The sequence below is a fragment of the Vibrio satsumensis genome (assembly GCF_050337435.1).
Classification (GTDB): Bacteria; Pseudomonadota; Gammaproteobacteria; order Enterobacterales; family Vibrionaceae; genus Vibrio; species Vibrio satsumensis.
The window spans coordinates 373,740-391,147 of record NZ_JAKJSX010000007.1; the positions used below are offsets into that span (position 1 = coordinate 373,740).

General features: G+C 44.6%; 15 protein-coding genes. 9 read left to right on the forward strand and 6 right to left on the reverse strand.

Annotated features, from left to right (window positions below):
* Window positions 1-9: 9 nt before the first annotated feature.
* The 5 genes from tmk to L4C44_RS10980 all read left to right on the forward strand — a co-directional run bounded on the left by tmk (window position 10) and on the right by L4C44_RS10980 (window position 4,882).
* On the forward strand, window positions 10-642 hold the full coding sequence (tmk, locus tag L4C44_RS10960; RefSeq protein ID WP_146492218.1) for a dTMP kinase: 633 nt from the start codon (window positions 10-12) through the stop codon (window positions 640-642).
* Between the two features lie 6 nt (window positions 643-648).
* On the forward strand, window positions 649-1,614 hold the full coding sequence (locus L4C44_RS10965) for a DNA polymerase III subunit delta' (RefSeq protein WP_146492217.1): 966 nt from the start codon (window positions 649-651) through the stop codon (window positions 1,612-1,614).
* Window positions 1,605-2,372 carry a TatD family hydrolase gene (locus tag L4C44_RS10970; protein WP_428805009.1) on the forward strand — a complete coding sequence of 256 codons (768 nt, stop codon included), beginning with the start codon at window positions 1,605-1,607 and terminating at the stop codon, window positions 2,370-2,372. Before L4C44_RS10965 ends, L4C44_RS10970 begins: the two co-directional genes overlap by 10 nt.
* Before the next feature lie 444 nt (window positions 2,373-2,816).
* On the forward strand, window positions 2,817-4,247 hold the full coding sequence (ptsG, locus tag L4C44_RS10975) for a PTS glucose transporter subunit IIBC (protein WP_017062145.1): 1,431 nt from the start codon (window positions 2,817-2,819) through the stop codon (window positions 4,245-4,247).
* Window positions 4,248-4,477: 230 nt separating this feature from the next.
* Window positions 4,478-4,882, forward strand: coding sequence for a hypothetical protein (locus tag L4C44_RS10980; protein WP_146492216.1), 405 nt, complete (start codon window positions 4,478-4,480; stop codon window positions 4,880-4,882).
* Between the two features lie 113 nt (window positions 4,883-4,995).
* On the opposite strand, the gene L4C44_RS10985 is transcribed toward L4C44_RS10980, so the two are convergent.
* Window positions 4,996-5,589: a porin family protein gene (locus tag L4C44_RS10985; protein ID WP_146492215.1), complete on the reverse strand. Its 594-nt coding sequence runs from the start codon at window positions 5,587-5,589 to the stop codon at window positions 4,996-4,998.
* Between the two features lie 145 nt (window positions 5,590-5,734).
* Between L4C44_RS10985 and cydH the strand changes: the two genes are divergently transcribed.
* Window positions 5,735-5,824 (forward strand): cytochrome bd-I oxidase subunit CydH, encoded by a 90-nt coding sequence (gene cydH / locus L4C44_RS10990; RefSeq protein ID WP_122053551.1) that lies wholly within the window; start codon window positions 5,735-5,737, stop codon window positions 5,822-5,824.
* A 41-nt stretch (window positions 5,825-5,865) separates the two neighbouring features.
* Window positions 5,866-7,080, forward strand: a complete 1,215-nt coding sequence (locus tag L4C44_RS10995) for a patatin-like phospholipase family protein (protein WP_146492214.1) — start codon at window positions 5,866-5,868, stop codon at window positions 7,078-7,080.
* A gap of 146 nt (window positions 7,081-7,226) precedes the next feature.
* On the opposite strand, the gene pyk is transcribed toward L4C44_RS10995, so the two are convergent.
* Window positions 7,227-8,672, reverse strand: a complete 1,446-nt coding sequence (gene pyk, locus L4C44_RS11000; RefSeq protein WP_146492213.1) for a pyruvate kinase — start codon at window positions 8,670-8,672, stop codon at window positions 7,227-7,229.
* Between the two features lie 319 nt (window positions 8,673-8,991).
* On the opposite strand from pyk, the gene mlc reads away from it, so the two are divergent.
* Complete coding sequence (gene mlc / locus L4C44_RS11005; RefSeq protein ID WP_048607464.1) at window positions 8,992-10,209, forward strand: sugar metabolism global transcriptional regulator Mlc; 1,218 nt, start codon at window positions 8,992-8,994, stop codon at window positions 10,207-10,209.
* 167 nt (window positions 10,210-10,376) lie between these two features.
* A complete protein-coding gene (locus L4C44_RS11010) occupies window positions 10,377-11,318 on the forward strand; it encodes a chemotaxis protein CheV (RefSeq protein WP_017062139.1) in 942 nt (313 codons plus the stop codon).
* Window positions 11,319-11,654: 336 nt separating this feature from the next.
* On the opposite strand, the gene L4C44_RS11015 is transcribed toward L4C44_RS11010, so the two are convergent.
* The 4 genes from L4C44_RS11015 to L4C44_RS11030 all read right to left on the reverse strand — a co-directional run.
* Window positions 11,655-14,747: an error-prone DNA polymerase gene (locus L4C44_RS11015; RefSeq protein WP_428805010.1), complete on the reverse strand. Its 3,093-nt coding sequence runs from the start codon at window positions 14,745-14,747 to the stop codon at window positions 11,655-11,657.
* A 98-nt stretch (window positions 14,748-14,845) separates the two neighbouring features.
* Window positions 14,846-16,318: a Y-family DNA polymerase gene (locus tag L4C44_RS11020; RefSeq protein WP_428805011.1), complete on the reverse strand. Its 1,473-nt coding sequence runs from the start codon at window positions 16,316-16,318 to the stop codon at window positions 14,846-14,848.
* Between the two features lie 3 nt (window positions 16,319-16,321).
* Window positions 16,322-17,029 (reverse strand): translesion DNA synthesis-associated protein ImuA, encoded by a 708-nt coding sequence (gene imuA, locus L4C44_RS11025; protein ID WP_428805012.1) that lies wholly within the window; start codon window positions 17,027-17,029, stop codon window positions 16,322-16,324.
* A 135-nt stretch (window positions 17,030-17,164) separates the two neighbouring features.
* On the reverse strand, window positions 17,165-17,408 hold a 244-nt coding region (locus tag L4C44_RS11030), incomplete at its 5' end, for an integrase core domain-containing protein (protein ID WP_428805013.1).

Genomic DNA, 17,408 nt, shown 5'->3' on the forward strand with positions numbered 1-17,408 from the left:
GAAATAATTATGAATCAGTCGAAATTTATCGTGGTTGAAGGCCTTGAAGGCGCTGGCAAAAGCACAGCAATCAATGCCATCGTTGAGACATTAAAAGCGTCGGGTGTCGAGGATATTGTTAATACTCGCGAGCCGGGTGGTACAGTCTTAGCTGAAAAGATGCGCTCATTGGTTAAAGAAGAGCACGAAGGCGAGAAGCTTCAAGACATGACTGAATTGCTGCTGATGTACGCAGCACGTGTTCAATTAGTAGAGAACGTCATCAAGCCCGCACTCGACAGTGGTAAATGGGTCTTGGGTGATCGTCATGATATGTCTTCACAGGCTTACCAAGGTGGTGGTCGTCAGATTGCACGCACGACAATGGAATCACTGAAAGCAACCACGCTAGGCGGCTTTAAGCCCGATCTAACGCTATATTTGGACCTAGACCCTAGAGTAGGGCTAGAGCGTGCTAGAGGCCGTGGTGAGCTTGATAGAATTGAAAAAATGGACATCTCATTTTTCGACCGCACGCGTGAGCGCTATTTAGAAATTGCAGAACAAGATGATTCTGTACTTGTGATTAATGCGCAGCAAGAAATTGAGCAAGTAGCCACTGATATTAAAGTTGCGCTAACTGCTTGGCTCGACAAACAGTAGGTAGTCATGGCTGAAGTGTATTCTTGGCTCACACCGGTATGGAGTGAGTGGAAAAAAAGTCTCGATGCGGAGCGTTTTCCTAACTCTGTGATTGTTAATGCGCCGCAAGGGCTCGGCGTTGATGCGTTGATTAACCAACTTACCGACGCATTGATGTGTACGAATTATGAAAGCGAGTCGTGCGGGTTTTGCCACAGCTGTGAATTAATGAAGTCGGGCAGTCATCCTGATTTTCATGTGATCTCACCAGAGAAAGAAGGTAAGTCGATCACAGTTGATCAAGTGCGTGCCAGCAACCGCTGGGCTCAAGAGTCTTCTCAGTTAGGTGGTTTGCGCGTTATCTTGCTTAACCCTGCTGAAGCAATGAACGAATCGGCTTCCAATGCACTACTGAAAACTCTGGAAGAGCCATCAAGCAAGTGTATTTTCATTCTGTCTACTCGCAACAGTAATCGCTTAATGCCGACTATTATCAGCCGTTGTCAGCAATTCAACGTGGTTAGCCCGCAGTTAGAGGCAGGTTCGGCGTGGTTAGATGGGGAAGTGGGCAAAGCGGTACCGCAGTATATTTTAGCACTCAATGACAACGCGCCTTTAAAAGCAAAAGCGATGTTTGAGCAAGGTGGCGTTGAAGCATCAACAAAAGCGCTCGATGGCTTTGTGAATGTGATAAAAGGCACTCAACCTGACATGCTAAAGTTCTCTACAGAGCTTAGCAAAGACCCTTTAATTCAACTTGGCTGGCTTTGGCATTTATTGTCGGATGTACAGAAGCTGCATTTTGGTTTGGCGAATCAGGCTATCACTCCGAGTGCAAAAGCACTGTGTGAGGTGATGTCTTACCAAAGTGCTTATGCAGCATCGAATAAACTGCTGATATTGATTGAGCAGTTAAAGCAACACCCTGGGCTCAATACGGAGCTACTCATAATGAATTGGCTAATAGCCACTTGCGAGGAAACATGTTCGTAGATTCCCACTGTCACTTAGACAAACTGGATTACCAAGATTTACACACCAGCGTAGAAGATGTGGTTAACAAGGCGAAGGCTGCCAATGTAGACCAATTGCTTTCTGTCGGTGTGACACTAGATTCGTTTGAAAACATGCTCGAGATGATCTCGCCGTTTGATAACGTCAAAGCCTCCTGTGGCGTTCATCCTCTCGATGTTGAAAGTGATTTCTGCCTAGAGACAATGCGTGAGTACGTGAGCAATCCCAAGGTTGTAGCGATTGGTGAGACAGGTTTAGATTATCACTACCAACCAGAGACTGCGGAGCTACAACAGCTACGATTTAAGCAGCATGTTGAATTGGCCGTTGAGCTTAATAAACCTTTGATCATCCATACTCGTAACGCACGTGAAGACACATTGGCTATTTTACGTGATGGCGGAGCTGAGAAGTGTGGTGGCGTGATTCACTGCTTTACTGAAGATCAAGCGTTCGCTGAAGCGGCAATGGAGCTAGGTTTTTATATCTCAATTTCAGGTATCGTGACCTTCAAACAAGCAACAGAACTCAAAGAAGTTGTTAGGAAGCTTCCTCTCGATAGGCTATTGATCGAGACAGATTCTCCATATTTGGCGCCAATTCCATATCGTGGTAAGCAGAATCAGCCTGCATATGTTGTAGAAGTTGCAGCCTATATTGCACAATTGAAAGGCTTGTCAATGAAAGAGGTTGCTGAACAAACAACCAAAAATTATCAAAAACTTTTTTTGCGATAAAAAACGAAGTAAACAAATAAAAGGGAGCGAAAGCTCCCTTTTTGTGTTTTTGATCACCAAAAATGCTTTTTTTTTTAATGTTTACTAATTATGTTGAACTTGAGATGGCTATTTATAACATTTGTAATTTTGTTACTAAAAATAACATTAGCTCCTATTTTATTTACCCAGTAAAATAATAGGTCTCATTGAAAATGCCCTTTATTTTCAATGAATTAAATAATTGTAAAGCATTGCATTTCTAGATTTGACATGTGATCCAAGACGTGTTTTGAAACTAAATTTCGTAAGTGACTAGAAAGTTAGTTCCCCATCAATATATATTTAGCGGCAGAAAATATAATGCAATACATGGTTACATTTTCACTGGGTGCTAACATATAGGCTACGGGGGTGTGCCGTTAGAACCCATATAATTATTTTATCTTTATCAGGAGCATAAACATGTTTAAGAACCTTTTTGCTAGCCTGCAGAAAGTTGGTAAGTCTCTGATGCTTCCAGTATCAGTTTTACCAGTTGCGGGTATTTTGCTAGGTGTCGGTGCAGCAGATCTTCCTTTCATTCCAGAAATCGTTTCAAACCTAATGGAACAAGCTGGTGGTTCAGTATTCGGTCAAATGGCACTACTGTTCGCAGTAGGTGTTGCACTTGGCTTTACTAACAACGATGGTGTGGCTGGTCTAGCTGCTATCGTTGGTTACGGCATCATGACTGCTACACTTGGCGTAATGGCTGGTGTAATGGGCGTTGATAAAATCGATACTGGTGTACTAGGTGGTATCCTAGTCGGTGGTGTTGCTGCTTGGGCATTCAACCGTTTCTTCCGTATTCAACTACCAGAGTACCTTGGCTTCTTCGCTGGTAAGCGTGCAGTGCCAATTATCACAGGTTTCTCTGCGATTGGTCTAGCAATCCTACTATCTGTAGTATGGCCACCAGTTGGCGGCGCTATCTCTGCGTTCTCTGATTGGGCTGCTCACCAAAACCCACAAGTGGCGTTTGGTATCTACGGTATCGTTGAGCGTTCTCTAATTCCATTTGGTCTTCACCACGTTTGGAACGTACCTTTCTTCTTTGAAGCTGGTACTTGTGTAAACGCTGCTGGTGAAACTCAAAATGGTGTTCTTACTTGTTACCTAGTTGCTGATGACGCATCTCGTGCAGCGGGCAATGGCTTCGGTCAGCTAGCTGGTGGTTACATGTTCAAGATGTTCGGCCTACCTGCTGCTGCAATCGCGATTGCACACTCAGCTAAGCCTGAAAACCGCGCTAAAGTAATGGGCATCATGGCTTCTGCTGCGTTGACTTCATTCCTAACGGGTATCACTGAACCAATCGAATTCTCTTTCCTATTCGTTGCTCCAGTACTGTACGCAATCCACGCTCTACTAGCTGGTTCTGCATACGTTCTTGCGAACACTCTAGGTTTTGTACACGGTACATCTTTCTCACACGGTCTAATCGACTTCCTAGTTCTATCTGGCAATGCGTCTAAGATGGGCCTAATGGTTGTATGTGGTATTGCTTACGCTGCAATTTACTACATCGTATTCCGCACTGTGATTAAAGCTCTAGACCTTAAAACTCCAGGCCGTGAAGACGAGACTGAAGAAGAGTCAGTTGCGACTGGTTCTGAACTTGCTGGTGAGCTAGTTGCTGCATTCGGCGGCAAAGCGAACATCACTGGTCTTGACGCTTGTATTACTCGTCTACGTGTTGCTGTAGCTGATACAGCTCTTGTTGACCAAGACAAACTGAAGAAACTAGGCGCTGCAGGTGTTGTTGTTGTTGCTGGTGGCGTACAAGCTATCTTCGGTACTAAGTCTGACAACCTTAAGACAGACATGGATGAGTGGATCCGTAACAACGGTTAATTCTCTGATTCAATAAATTGAAAGGAGGCCGAAAGGCCTCCTTTTTTGTTTTCTGCTTTATGAAAGACTTTCCTGTCTTTAATCTTTTTTAACTCAGAGAGTTACCGTTCGGCTCGATGCGCTGATGTTCGTTCTCAAATTTTTCATATCTTTTATCTTTTACCTAGCGATGACACCTTTAGCTGTTATTCCAGTAAACTACCGTTTTTTAAACACAGTCTGAGAATATTATGAAACATCGTTACTTGATCGGCCTTATGTGCTGCAGTGGAGCCTCTTTTGCCCACGCTTCTGAAGCTCCAGCTTTGGAAGTTGGACTCGCCATTGACCAAGACCTGAGTGTCGTTGTGGAATTTGATCAGAAATACCGTGCTACGATTGGCAATGATGGTGCTGCATTTGACTACATCTGGAAGCGCGGTCAGTTCGAGACTGAAGCTCCGTTGAGCTGGTACGTCGGCGCTGGTGCTTGGGCTGAATGGAATGATGACTTTGGTTTACGCTTGCCGTTAGGTGTGAAGGTGAACTTCTATGAAGGTTGGAATGCTTACGCGCAAGTTCACCCTGAGCTCGACATGTACAAAGGGGTTGAGTTGCAAGTAGGCGGTGCTCTGGGTATTACATACAAGTTCTAACTCGAACCAAAAAACGTTTTTATAATGACAAAGCCAGCATTTAGCTGGCTTTGTCGTTAAATCAGACATCCAGATTTTCTTCTAACTCATTTCGCTTGAGAACAGGCGTTGACTTAGAAAGTAAAACTGAGTCCGATATTGGCCTGGAATTGGTTCATCCAATCGGTATCAAAGCGGATAATGCAGTCTTGCCCAGTGCTTGGCACGCTACAAACACCGGATGTGTCGTTATCGACAACCGTACCTAGCCAGCGTATTTGAGTATTTAAAGCTAAGCGGTCACTAAATTTGTATTCTAAACCACCAAAGATAGAGGTGGAGAATCCATACTTGTCTTTCGCCCAGTCAACATCAACGTAAGACGCCCCAAGACCTAGCCCTAGATAGCCGGACAATACAGGAGAAGCAGGGTAGTAGATACTGCTTTGAAAGTGCAGGTATTGGATGGAGGAACTTAAGTTGAGTGTTTCTAACTCAGAGCTCTGATTGGAATAGAAAAAGCCGATGCGTCCTTTTTCAAGTGGCGTTTCAATTGCAAAAGTGTAGTTTTCAGAGCCTTTCATGTCATAAGTTTTTCCATCCTGGTCTTCGACACTGCCACCGCCGGTATAACCCACCATCGGAGTAATGATGATCTCCGGCGAAGCATTCGCGCTTGAAATGGAAAGAAGCGTAACCAGTGCCATTATATTTGCTTTGTTATTCATGAGTATATCCTTGTCCATACACTTACTAATTGTGATGGTTACATCAATATTGTGCGACTAATTTCAACGATTCTTGAAGATACTTCACACACCTGATAGTACTTAAATAGAGACTCGACAAATTAATAATAAGCCAGAGGTGTCTATGGACCATAATCTGAAAAATGCTCTACAAATAACAGCGTTTATCTACACAATCATTCTTTCATTTGGCTTTATTGCGATTGGTAGCTAATACCATTTATTGCGAGGCTGAGTTTTTGTGCTCAGGGAATAATGAATAGTGGGATTATAACCAATATTGATACAGCAATAGACTTGGACTATTACGCTAAGTTTATTGCTGGAAAAACAGCACTGGTCGCTCAAGGTGGCGGACAGAGAAGTATTTTTACTTCGGGAGTGCTGGATGCCTTTCTTCTTTCTAATTTTGACCCCTTCGACGAATTTTTTGGTACCTCAGCAGGTGCCCTCAACTTATGCGCTTATCTGTGCCGTGATAAAGGCCTTGGGCGTTCTTTTGTTCTCGACCTCACTACCTCACCAGAATTCTTCAATCTTTTTTCTTATATACGACACCGAAAGAATCTAGGCCTCGAATGGGCTTTAGAGCAAATTATGGCTTATCCCTATAAGCTCGATCTGGATTTGGGACGACAAACGTTAGGCGATCGCCATTTTTATGCGGCAGTGACGGACTCTAAAGATTTACGAGATCACTACTTCCCATTATTGGGCGACGACTGGTACAAAGTGATGATTGCGACCTGCGCCATTCCTCGTTTGTACAATGACGAAATTTTCATTGGTGACAGTGCTTATGTGGACGGTGGTGTATCAGCATGTATACCGGTTCAAGAAGCATGGCGCAGACAAGCTCGTTCTATTGTCGTGATTCGTACTGAGCCCGTGGTAGAGGAAGGGGATGGACATTTAGCGGGCTCTCAGGTGAATAAACCTTCAATAAAAGCACCTAAACCGATATCCGCCGAAGAGCTGGAATGGTTTCGTGAATCTTTCGACAGTGTTCAAGGCCACTGGCAACAGAAAGTGGAGCAGTGGAAAACCGACTGGACCTCTTTCTTCCAACAACAAATTATGCGCTCAAAAGAGCAAAAGCGTGACCGCGGGCATTTGGATCTGCTTAATGGTGGCCGATGGTTATTTGGTGCGGATGATATCTATCGCTTAAGTCATTTAATCGGTGATAAGTTTGATTCAGGCTTGGCTGACATGCTGATGGTGCATTACCAAACCTACTCACTGACACAAGACTTTTTGAATTCTCCACCGGATGATGCGTTTGTAGTGCAGATAGCACCAAGTCAGCCGCTGAAATCGAGTTCACTAATGAGTGATAAAGAGGATCTGTTACACGATTACGAATTGGGCTTAGAAGCCGGTTACCGATTTGTAGAAACCTACACATCAACGGAAAACGCTCGCAATTCACACATTCCACAGTTAGCAACCATTGCTGCTGGCAAGTAATTCTTGAAGTTGATGAGTTAGCATGCTGTTAGCTCTTATATCGTTAATGATTCAGTGTTCTGAAATGAAAAAGGGTTATTGAACTTGGTTCAATAACCCTTTTTTGCCTTGAGATTAGGCAAATCGTTTTGCCTTACGGGCAAACATTAGGTGACAGGCAAGATTCTCATACAGTTGGTTGATCCCGCCACATCCATAATGTCGCCTTGAGTGACGATAACGAGATCGCCAAACTTAAGATGCTCTTGCTCTTTTAGGCAGGTGAGCGTAGATAGGGCAATGTCAAAACTGTCTTTGGCTTCTGTCTCGAAGTAGATAGGTGTCACACCTCGGTACAAGGTGCAGCGATTAAGTGTTCCTTCGTTACGAGACAGCGCGTATATAGGCATGTCAGCACTTAGACGAGACATCATCAGTGCAGTACGGCCTGATTCAGTTAGAGTGACTACTCCTTTAATGCCTTCCATATGGTTTGCTGAGTAGATGGTCGCCATAGAAACAGTTTCTTCTGCGGTAACGAAGGTGCGGTCAATACGGTAATTAGATTGGTTAACCCCCGCCATCTTCTCAGCACCAATACAGACTTCTGCCATTGATTTTACGGTTTCGACTGGGTAATCACCCGCAGCGGTTTCACCTGAAAGCATCACTGCGTCGGTGCCATCGAGTACCGCATTGGCAACGTCCATGACTTCGGCACGGGTTGGCATTGGCGCAGAAATCATTGATTCCATCATTTGAGTCGCGGTGATCACCGTTCGGTTAAGCGCTCTAGCACGGCGTATAAGCTGTTTTTGTACACCGACCAACTCTGGGTCTCCAATTTCTACTCCGAGGTCACCACGAGCCACCATGACCACATCTGAGGCCATTATGATGTCATCCATATTCTCAACAGTGGCGACTGTCTCTGCTCGTTCCACTTTTGCGACGAGGTGAGCTTCTAAGCCAGCTTCTCGTGCAAGCTGACGAGCGTAGTGCATGTCTTCGCCATTGCGAGGGAAAGATACGGCGAGGTAATCCACTTTGATTTGTGCTGCGGTGACGATGTCGCGCTTGTCTTTTTCTGTTAGCGCTTCTGCTGAAAGGCCACCGCCTTTTTTATTGATGCCTTTGTTATTTGAGAGTGGGCCACCAATGATAACTTCGGTGTGAACACGGCAGCCTTCCACTTTGGTTACTTTCAGTTGAACACGACCATCGTCAAGCAACAGGATATCGCCGGAGGATACGTCGTTAGGCAGCTCTTTATAATCAAGGCCAACCGCTTGTTGGTTGCCTTCACCTAAACCTAAGCTACTGTCGAGAGTAAATAGATCACCGACAGCAAGTTGGATCTTACCTTCTTTGAATGTCGACACTCGAATCTTGGGACCCTGTAAGTCCCCGAGAATGGCGATTTGAGTGCCGAGTCTTTTGGCTATCGCTCGGACATTTTCTGCACGTTGGATATGGTCTTCGCTGGTGCCATGAGAGAAGTTCATACGGACGATATTGGCACCGGCTTTGATGATCTCTTCAAGCACGTTACCTTTATCAGTAGAAGGGCCTAGCGTTGTGACGATTTTCGTTTTTCTTAATTCGGCTGTCATGAATACTCCTAGAGTGAGGCCAAGTAATCTTTTAAAAGACTGAATTAAGTATATGCATTAATTGATAATTTATTGGGAGCTAGGGGGATATTTCTTGATTTGCCTCTAATTATTGAATTCAGGGCTCAAACGCGATGTTTTATTCTGAAAATTAAGTCGTAAATTATCGATGTGGGTGTTAATTTTCCTCGAACTATTTGACTCGATACACAAAGATTCATGTATATACGTGATACTGGTCACGGCGATATACCAAGTGACTTCACAATTACTTCGCAAAGTAAAAAAATTACCTCGTTGATGATTTCTGGAGCGTAAAATGTACATGGCTCAACCGGGCCATATTGATCATATCAAACAGGTCAATGCTGGTCGTGTATATAAACTAATTGACCTTAAAGGTCCTATTTCTCGTATCGATTTGTCCAAGCAAAGTGAGTTGGCTCCGGCGAGTATTACTAAAATTACCCGTGAACTCATTGAAGCTCACCTGATTCACGAAACGACGGTTCAAGAAGCCACGACTCGTGGGCGTCCTGCTGTCGGTCTGCAAACCAATAACGAAGGTTGGCAGTTTCTGTCGATGCGTCTTGGTCGCGGATACTTGACGATCGCGCTCCATGAATTGGGCGGTGACGTGCTTATCGATACCAAAATTGATATCCATGAACGCGATCAAGATGATGTGCTTGCGCGTCTTCTCCATGAAATCGATGAGTTCTTCCAAACCTATGCTGAGCAACTCGACAGGGTGACGAGTATCGCTATCACGCTGCCAGGTCTGGTGAATTCAGAGCAAGGTATTGTGCTGCAGATGCCGCACTACAACGTTGAAAACTTGGCGTTGGGGCCGGAGATCTACAAAGAAACCGGCCTACCAGTTTTTATTGCCAATGATACCCGAGCATGGGCATTAGCAGAGAAGCTGTTTGGTAACTCACAAGATAACGACAACTCTGTTCTTATCTCGATTCACCACGGTTTAGGTGCCGGGATCATTCTTGATGGTCGCGTTCTGCAAGGGCGTCACGGTAACATCGGTGAGTTGGGTCATATTCAGATCGATAAAGAAGGCAAGCTTTGTCATTGTGGTAACCGAGGTTGCTTAGAAACGGTCGCGAGTTCTCAAGCGATCCGTGAGCAAGTCAAAGAGCGACTGGCAAATGGTGAAGAATCAACGCTTACTGTGTTTGAAGATGTCACAATTGAACAGATCTGCGCGGCTGCTGCTGATGGGGATCCATTGGCTGTCGAAGTGATTGAACAGCTAGGCCGTTACTTAGGCTCTGCGATTGCGATTGTGATTAACTTATTCAACCCAGAGAAAATTTTGGTGGGTGGTGTTATCAATCAGGCGAAGAGCGTGTTATACCCGGCGATTCAAAAGTGCATCGAAGAGCAGAGTCTATCGGTTTACCATAAAGACTTAGAGCTGGTGGAATCTCGTTTTTATAAGCAGGCAACCATGCCAGGTGCTGCGCTCATCAAGCAGGCCTTATACGATGGCCAACTGTTAATGAAAGTTATTGAAGGTTAACCTCTTTTCTCGTCTTGTAGCCTTACCCTGAACCTTTCCATGTACTTAAGCTTTGTATAACATCATTTGTTGTACTTAGTTTAAGCATTCTGTGCATTGGCGCTTTGCTTTAACCTATTGAAGTAGGCTATTGTAGCCACAGTTATTATTTGTCACTAAGGTGTTGTATGTCTGGCGTTTTAAATTCGGTTGATCAGAGAACCAAACTGGTCGGTGAAAATCGTCTGGAGCTCTTATTATTCAGCTTAAACAGTCGTCAACTATTTGCGATTAACGTATTTAAAGTGAAAGAAGTCCTAAAAGTGCCAGTGCTCACTCGCTTACCTGGCTCTCACCATCATATTACGGGTGTGGCTTCTTTACGTGGTGAATCGGTGCCTGTTATTGATTTGCGCAGCGCGATTGGCTTTCCGCCATCTCGTGCGGAATCTCAAGAGAGCAACCTAATTATTACGGAATACAACCGAACCGTACAAGGTTTCTTGGTTGGACAAGTTCGTAATATCGTGAACACGACATGGACAGAAATTCAACCGCCGCCAAAGACAACAGGCCGTGCAAACTACCTAACCGCTATCACGCATATTCAAGAAGAAGAGCAGCACAAAATTGTTGAGATCATCGATGTTGAGAAAGTGTTGGCTGAGATCATTGATTACGATGTCTCGATCTCTGAAGGCGTTTTAGACGAACAATTAGCTCAGGAGATGATAGGACGTAATGTGCTTATCGTTGATGACTCTTCAACAGCGCGTAACCAAATCAAAGGTACCTTGTCGCAGTTGGGTTTGAACATTATTGAGTGTTGTGATGGCTTAGAAGCACTGACCTTACTTAAGGGCTGGTGTGATGAAGGCAAAGACATCAATCAAGAAATATTGCTGATGATCACCGATGCTGAAATGCCTGAAATGGACGGCTATAAGCTGACACACGAAGTACGTACTGACCCTAGAATGCATGACCTGTTTATTACGCTAAATACTTCATTAAGTGGAAGTTTTAATGAAGCTATGGTTGAGAAAGTAGGGTGTAACCGCTTTATTTCCAAGTTCCAGCCGGACCTCTTGGTTGAAGTGACTCAAGAGCGAATGCGTCAGATTTTATAATTAATGCTGTTGTACGGTTTGTTTTGAGTGACCTTATAGAAAACGTTTGCTAATATTCACGCAGCATATTTTTCTTAACGAAATATGCTCAACTACTAGCGTAACTTTTCACACACAATCTAAGGTAGTTCCTCTTAATGATATGGTTAACGTCTAAAGTTGTCATGACTTTGAGCTTATTACTGTATAGGGAATTTAAGAAAAGACGTACGGAAGCTGAAGTTGAGTCATAACTCAACAATTGGAATCGAAGGGAAGCGGATGCTTCCCTTTTTCGTTGCTCTTTCTCTCGTTCCTCCTTTAGCCAGTGACCTATTGAGAACAGTTGGTACTTCGCTAATGAAAATCCCGAGATTTGGTTTTCAAGCCAACAATTTCACCGGTAATATCGATAAGTTTCCCCGCAATAACATGCACGACTTCTCCTTCTTTTTCTAATATCCCTTGTACCTTTAACGCCTTGGCTGTCAGATAAGCTTGCTGTTGAGCGCGCGCGGTTGCTCCCCATACCACGACATTAATATTGCCAGTGCTATCCTCCAGCGTGACAAAGGTGACACCTGCCGCGGTTCCGGGAGATTGTTTGCCTGTGACTAATCCGACAACGGTGACCATAGATTTGTGTCTTTGTTGTATTAAATCTTTCATATGTGTGAATCGACCTAATCGCCCCGCTTCCTCGAGCAAAGTGATTGGGTGCTTGTTCAATGAAATTCCGACACTGGTGAAGTCTTCGAGTAGATCTTGCATCTCATTAGGCTTGTGCAGTACATGTTCGTCATGTCTATCCTCAGCATCGTCATAGATTTGGCTAAACAGAGGTAGATCTGACGCCGAGTCCATGATCGCCCAGCGAGTCTGGAAGCGGTCTCCCGAGACGTTATGTAGCGCATTGGCCGATGCCAGTAGCTCGATATCTTTCTTATTCATCGATAACTGTTTTACCTGACTAGGGTGGCGATAACCGGATTGTGGGCGATTGGCGAGCACGCTTTGAATTCCATGCTCGCTGAATCCTTTGATTTGTCGCAGCCCTAAGCGAATCGCTAAACCATTCTGATGTTCAACGACTATATGATTGTCTTGTGAGGCGTTCACACAGACTGGAAGTATCACCACATTATGTCGTTGTGCGTCTTGTACCAATTGTGATGGGCTATAAAAGCCCATGGGTTGGCTATTGAGCAAAGAAGCGTAGAAACACTCTGGGTAGTAACATTTCAGCCAAGCAGAGCAATAAGCTAATACCGCAAATGAAGCCGAGTGGCTTTCAGGAAAACCGTACTCGCCAAAGCCGCATATCTGTTTAAAGATCTGCTCAGCAAACTCTGTCTCATAACCGCGCTTTTGCATGCCTTCGATGAGTTTGGTTTTGAACTTAAATACGTTGCCATTTTTCTTCCAAGCGGCCATCGCTCGTCTGAGTTGATCTGCTTCACCACCAGTAAATCCTGCAGCTACCATCGCGAGTTTGATCACTTGCTCTTGGAAGATAGGAACACCTAAGGTGCGCGACAGTACCGACTCCACATCTTTAGATGGATAACTGATTGGCTCAATGCCATCTCGACGCTTGAGAAACGGATGAACCATATCGCCCTGAATAGGACCAGGGCGTACGATAGCGATTTGAATCACCAAGTCGTAATAAGCCTTTGGCCTAAGCCTTGGTAGCATGCTCATTTGTGCACGTGACTCAATTTGGAATATCCCGACCGTGTCTGCTCGCTGAATCATGCCATAAACCTGAGGATCGTCCTTAAGGCGAGTGATCTCCGCAATTGTCAGTGATCGCCCATGAATACGTTTGATCAGGTCGAAACATTTACGAATTGCAGAGAGCATACCAAGCGCGAGCACATCAACTTTCAGCAAGCCTAAGGTTTCTAGATCATCCTTATCCCATTGAATAATGGTTCGGTCGTGCATCGCGGCATTCTCGACGGGAACCAGTTCATACAGAGGTCCTGAGGATATGACAAAGCCACCGACGTGTTGAGATAGGTGGCGTGGAAAGCCGATGATCTCATTGACCAAATGGATAAATTGTTGCCCCTTCAAAGAATCAGGTTGTAGTCCTAATTGAGTTAACTGAGCCTGCCAACCTAAGCTTTTGTCTCTGCGATTGGTGTTTTTGATGAAGTAATCGAGCTGAGTTTCTTGTAGCCCTAATGCTTTACCGACATCTCTTACTGCACTTTTAAAGCGATAAGAAATGACCGTTGCAGCCAGTGCAGCACGTTCTCTACCGTACTTTTGGTAGATATATTGAATAACCTCTTCTCGGCGTTCATGCTCAAAATCGACATCAATATCAGGCGGCTCATCGCGCTCTTTACTGATAAAACGCTCAAACAGTACCGAGATTTGTCTTGGGTCGACAGAGGTGATTTCTAAGCAATAACAGACCACGGAATTGGCCGCTGAACCTCGACCTTGGTAAAGAATACCTTGGTTTTTGGCAAACATCACGATGTCGTGGATGGTGAGAAAAAAGAAAGGGTAGTCGAGCTCACCAATCAGCCCCAGCTCCTTATCGATGATTTGTTGAATGTCATTAGGGACACCTTGTGGAAAGCGAGCCTGTTTTCCTTTTTCAACCAACATACGTAGATAGCTCATGGGCGTCTCACCCTGAGGAATCAACTCACTTGGGTATTCGTAACGTAGACTACCTAAGTCAAATTCGCACAGTTCAGAAATTCGGTTGCTCTCTTCTAGCCACTCCGCTTTGAAGATATGAGAGAGCTTATTGATGCTTCGCAAACAGCGCTCGGCATTCGCCAGTAAGTGACCGCCAACTTCGGTCACTGGTTTTTGATATTTAATCGCGGTGAGTGAGTGCTGTAAGGGCAAGCGATTAGCATTGTGCATTAACACGCCACCACAAGCTGTAATCGGCAGGTGGTGATGCTGTGACAGCTCAACGCAGTAATCCGTGTATTGTTGGTCGGTCTGTTTGAGGTGTCGTTGTAAGCCAATCCACAACCGACCGGAATGATGTTGAGAAAGCCATTGTCCCCAATGCGCGTCTTCATTTTTTTGCTGAGGTAGCCACAGGATGAAGCAGTGCTTAGCCGACATAATATCCCACTCAGAGAGCTGATAATGCCCTTTGCTGCTACGACGTCTCGCGTTGGTAATAATGCGGCACAGCTCGGCATAGGCTTGTCTATTTGGGCATAGTAAAACCACTTGGCATTCTTCATTTAACCAAAACATGCTCCCGACAATTTGCTTGAGCGACAGTTTATGTTGCTTGATTGCAGAGTGGACTTTCACGATGCCCGCGACCGAGCACTCATCAGTAACAGCGAGTGCTTTGTAACGTAAAAAGTCGGCCTGTAAAACCAGCTCTTCCGCGTGTGAAGCTCCCTCAAGAAAGGAGTAATTACTTTGGCAGAAAAGCTCTGAGTATTGCTGAGACATAACGTAATCTCACTTAATCATTGCGAGTAAACATGATTGAAAAGGGATGTTGAAATAGAGTACGTGGAACGGGTGACTTAACTAAATTGTCTTGCTGACTAGCTAAATAAGCCGTGCAAAAACCACTGTTTATCTGGCGTTCTAAAGACCCATAGCCATCGACCGTTTTCACTGTGAGCAATAAAGTAGTCACGAATGATTTTTTCGCCATCCCACCACCCAGAAACAATACGCTCAGGGCCCTGAGATAAGGTGACGCTTTCGGTTAAGGCTTCGGGCTCTGGTAGTAAAATACTGGGCCTGAGTTGCTGTTGGTTGATGTTGGAAGCTGTCATAGTTTGTTGCGCGATATCTTGGGAAATTTGTCCCTTTTTTACCGTATTCCCCAGTGTCGGTAGTAAATATTGGTTGGCCTTCTCTGGTCTTGGGTCGTGCTGTATTTTCGGTGTTTGAATGCAGGCTTGCCCTAATTTAGCTCGCAGTAATGAGATCAAATCTAACGCGGCAAGTGTTCCTGTATTGCCATCGAAAAGATCATGGTAGGCGACTTGCGGTTCTCCATGACGAATCAAAGAGAGAGTCAGCCCTTGAACCGGTGCTGTGAGCTTTAGTGACTCTAAAGTTAGATGGGTAAGGCTTGCCCATTTTTCAGCAAGGTAATCACCTTGTGCCGAATAGAAAGAGACAGGATGATCGTCTTTATCCCTAAGATGCAGAATCAGCGTTAATTCAAACGCTACTCGGTCACGTAGCTTCAAAAAGCATTCCAGTTGATTCAACAATTTCAGCAGCGGCTTTTCGATAAATAGGATGTTTTCAATATCAAACAATAGCTCGAGATATTGCTGAAAATTCTCCGGTGGATGATAGAAATCAATCGGGTGCTTGAACTGTCCGTTAAGGCGACCAACATAATTCACCAAATCGATATCAAAGCGACGTGCGACATCTTGCAAAGGCAGTTTCAATAGGTCATCCACTAAGTTAATGCCGACGCGGTTCAGACGCTCCACTTGCTTAGTTGGCAGCTCGCTGGAACTTAATGCTTGTTGATTAACCCATGCTTTCATTTGCTCAACATTATTAGTGACTTGGTTGATGGATTGCTTGCCCAAAAGGATCGCAGAAAGTGGCGAGTAACCCGTCGCGAAGCTGAACTGGATATTGAGCGTTTCTAAATGACTTTTGAGTTCATGCCAGTAGTTATCTAGCCCATCGTAAAGTGACAGCATATTAGAAGCTTTAATCAACAAACCATTGGGTGGCAATAACGCCATGTCAGAAGTGACCAAATACGCCCATTGAGCGATCTCTTTGAGCTTGCTTTTTTCTAGCTCAATACTGTAAGGGTGGACGTGTAAGTTATGGCAAAGCGCCGCCGCAGACCCTAGCCCCATACCAAGTGAAATTCCCGATTGCATAGCAGCTTGGTTAGCTTGCAGCACACGGTGATCTTTTTCATCCACGATGATAATAGGTTGCTCGTGTGCTTCTTCGTTCGAACCCAATTCATTAGAGTTAAATAAGGTATCCAACTGCAGAGATGGAAAGTGCAGATAAAGCCACAGCATGCGCTAACCTTGCTTCGCAATAGGGAAGGCCAACACAGTATTATCTGACAGATTGTGATGTGAACTGTCGATGCTGATGACTTTTTCTGTCAGTAACGGCCAATTGTGGGTCATATCGAGAATAAAGCTGCCATACGACCAACTGCCTTTTCTTTTTGTCACTTCAACCTTTAACCCCTGCGCGTGAGAAGAGAGCTTCATGCTTAAAGAAACGGGCAGGGATAATTGATTATGTCTAGTGGCTTTAAAGTGAAATTGCAGGCACTTGCCCGTTTCACTTGCGGCTTGTAGGCGTTTGGTTTGGTGGATTTCGAGATCGGCTCCCCATAACAATACAGAATGACAAGCACCACTCTTGAGGCATTGCTCGGCTGCCCATAATGCATCGAGGTCGCGTTGAGGCTCGATCACCAAGATGTTATCGAGCTCAATCCCTTGGCTGCTAAAAAACTCGGCACAGATCTTCCCTGGCGGGTTAATGAATATGGCCAGCTTCTGTGAGTTTTGCTGAGCTAAATAGGGGGTAAGCAGGCGCAGTTCGCCAATCCCTTGTTGTGATTCAACTTCAATAACGCCGTGCGTCAGGAAGCCGCCATCAAGCTGTTTATCCAATTGCGGATAGCCTGTCGAAGTGGTAGTTCCTTGCGTTGTTGATTGTAGCCCTTTCCAGATTAGCTGGCGGTCTTGTAAGTTTTTTATTAGTTCATGCATAATTAAATACCTGTATATTTGTACAGTATATTTAACAATGAAAAAGATGCAAAGCAAAATGATGATAATTAGCGGAAGTAAGTGCTAGTTGATTGATTTAGTGACCCGTCCTGATATGGGTTGACACTTGATTGACTAAAACGCTCGATGTATTTCATCGGGCGTTTTGTATTTTAGAGCTGTGTGAGGCCTATATTCATTATAGATTTTTACTGATTCAGCGACCATTTTCTTTGCTTCATCTAAATCATTCGGTTTATTCAACAGATACTCCATCTTCAATATTCCGTTGATCCTCTCTGCCAACGCATTCTGATAACAGTCATAGCCATCAGTCATTGAGCAAGATACATCATACTGCCGATGCAACTCTTGGTAT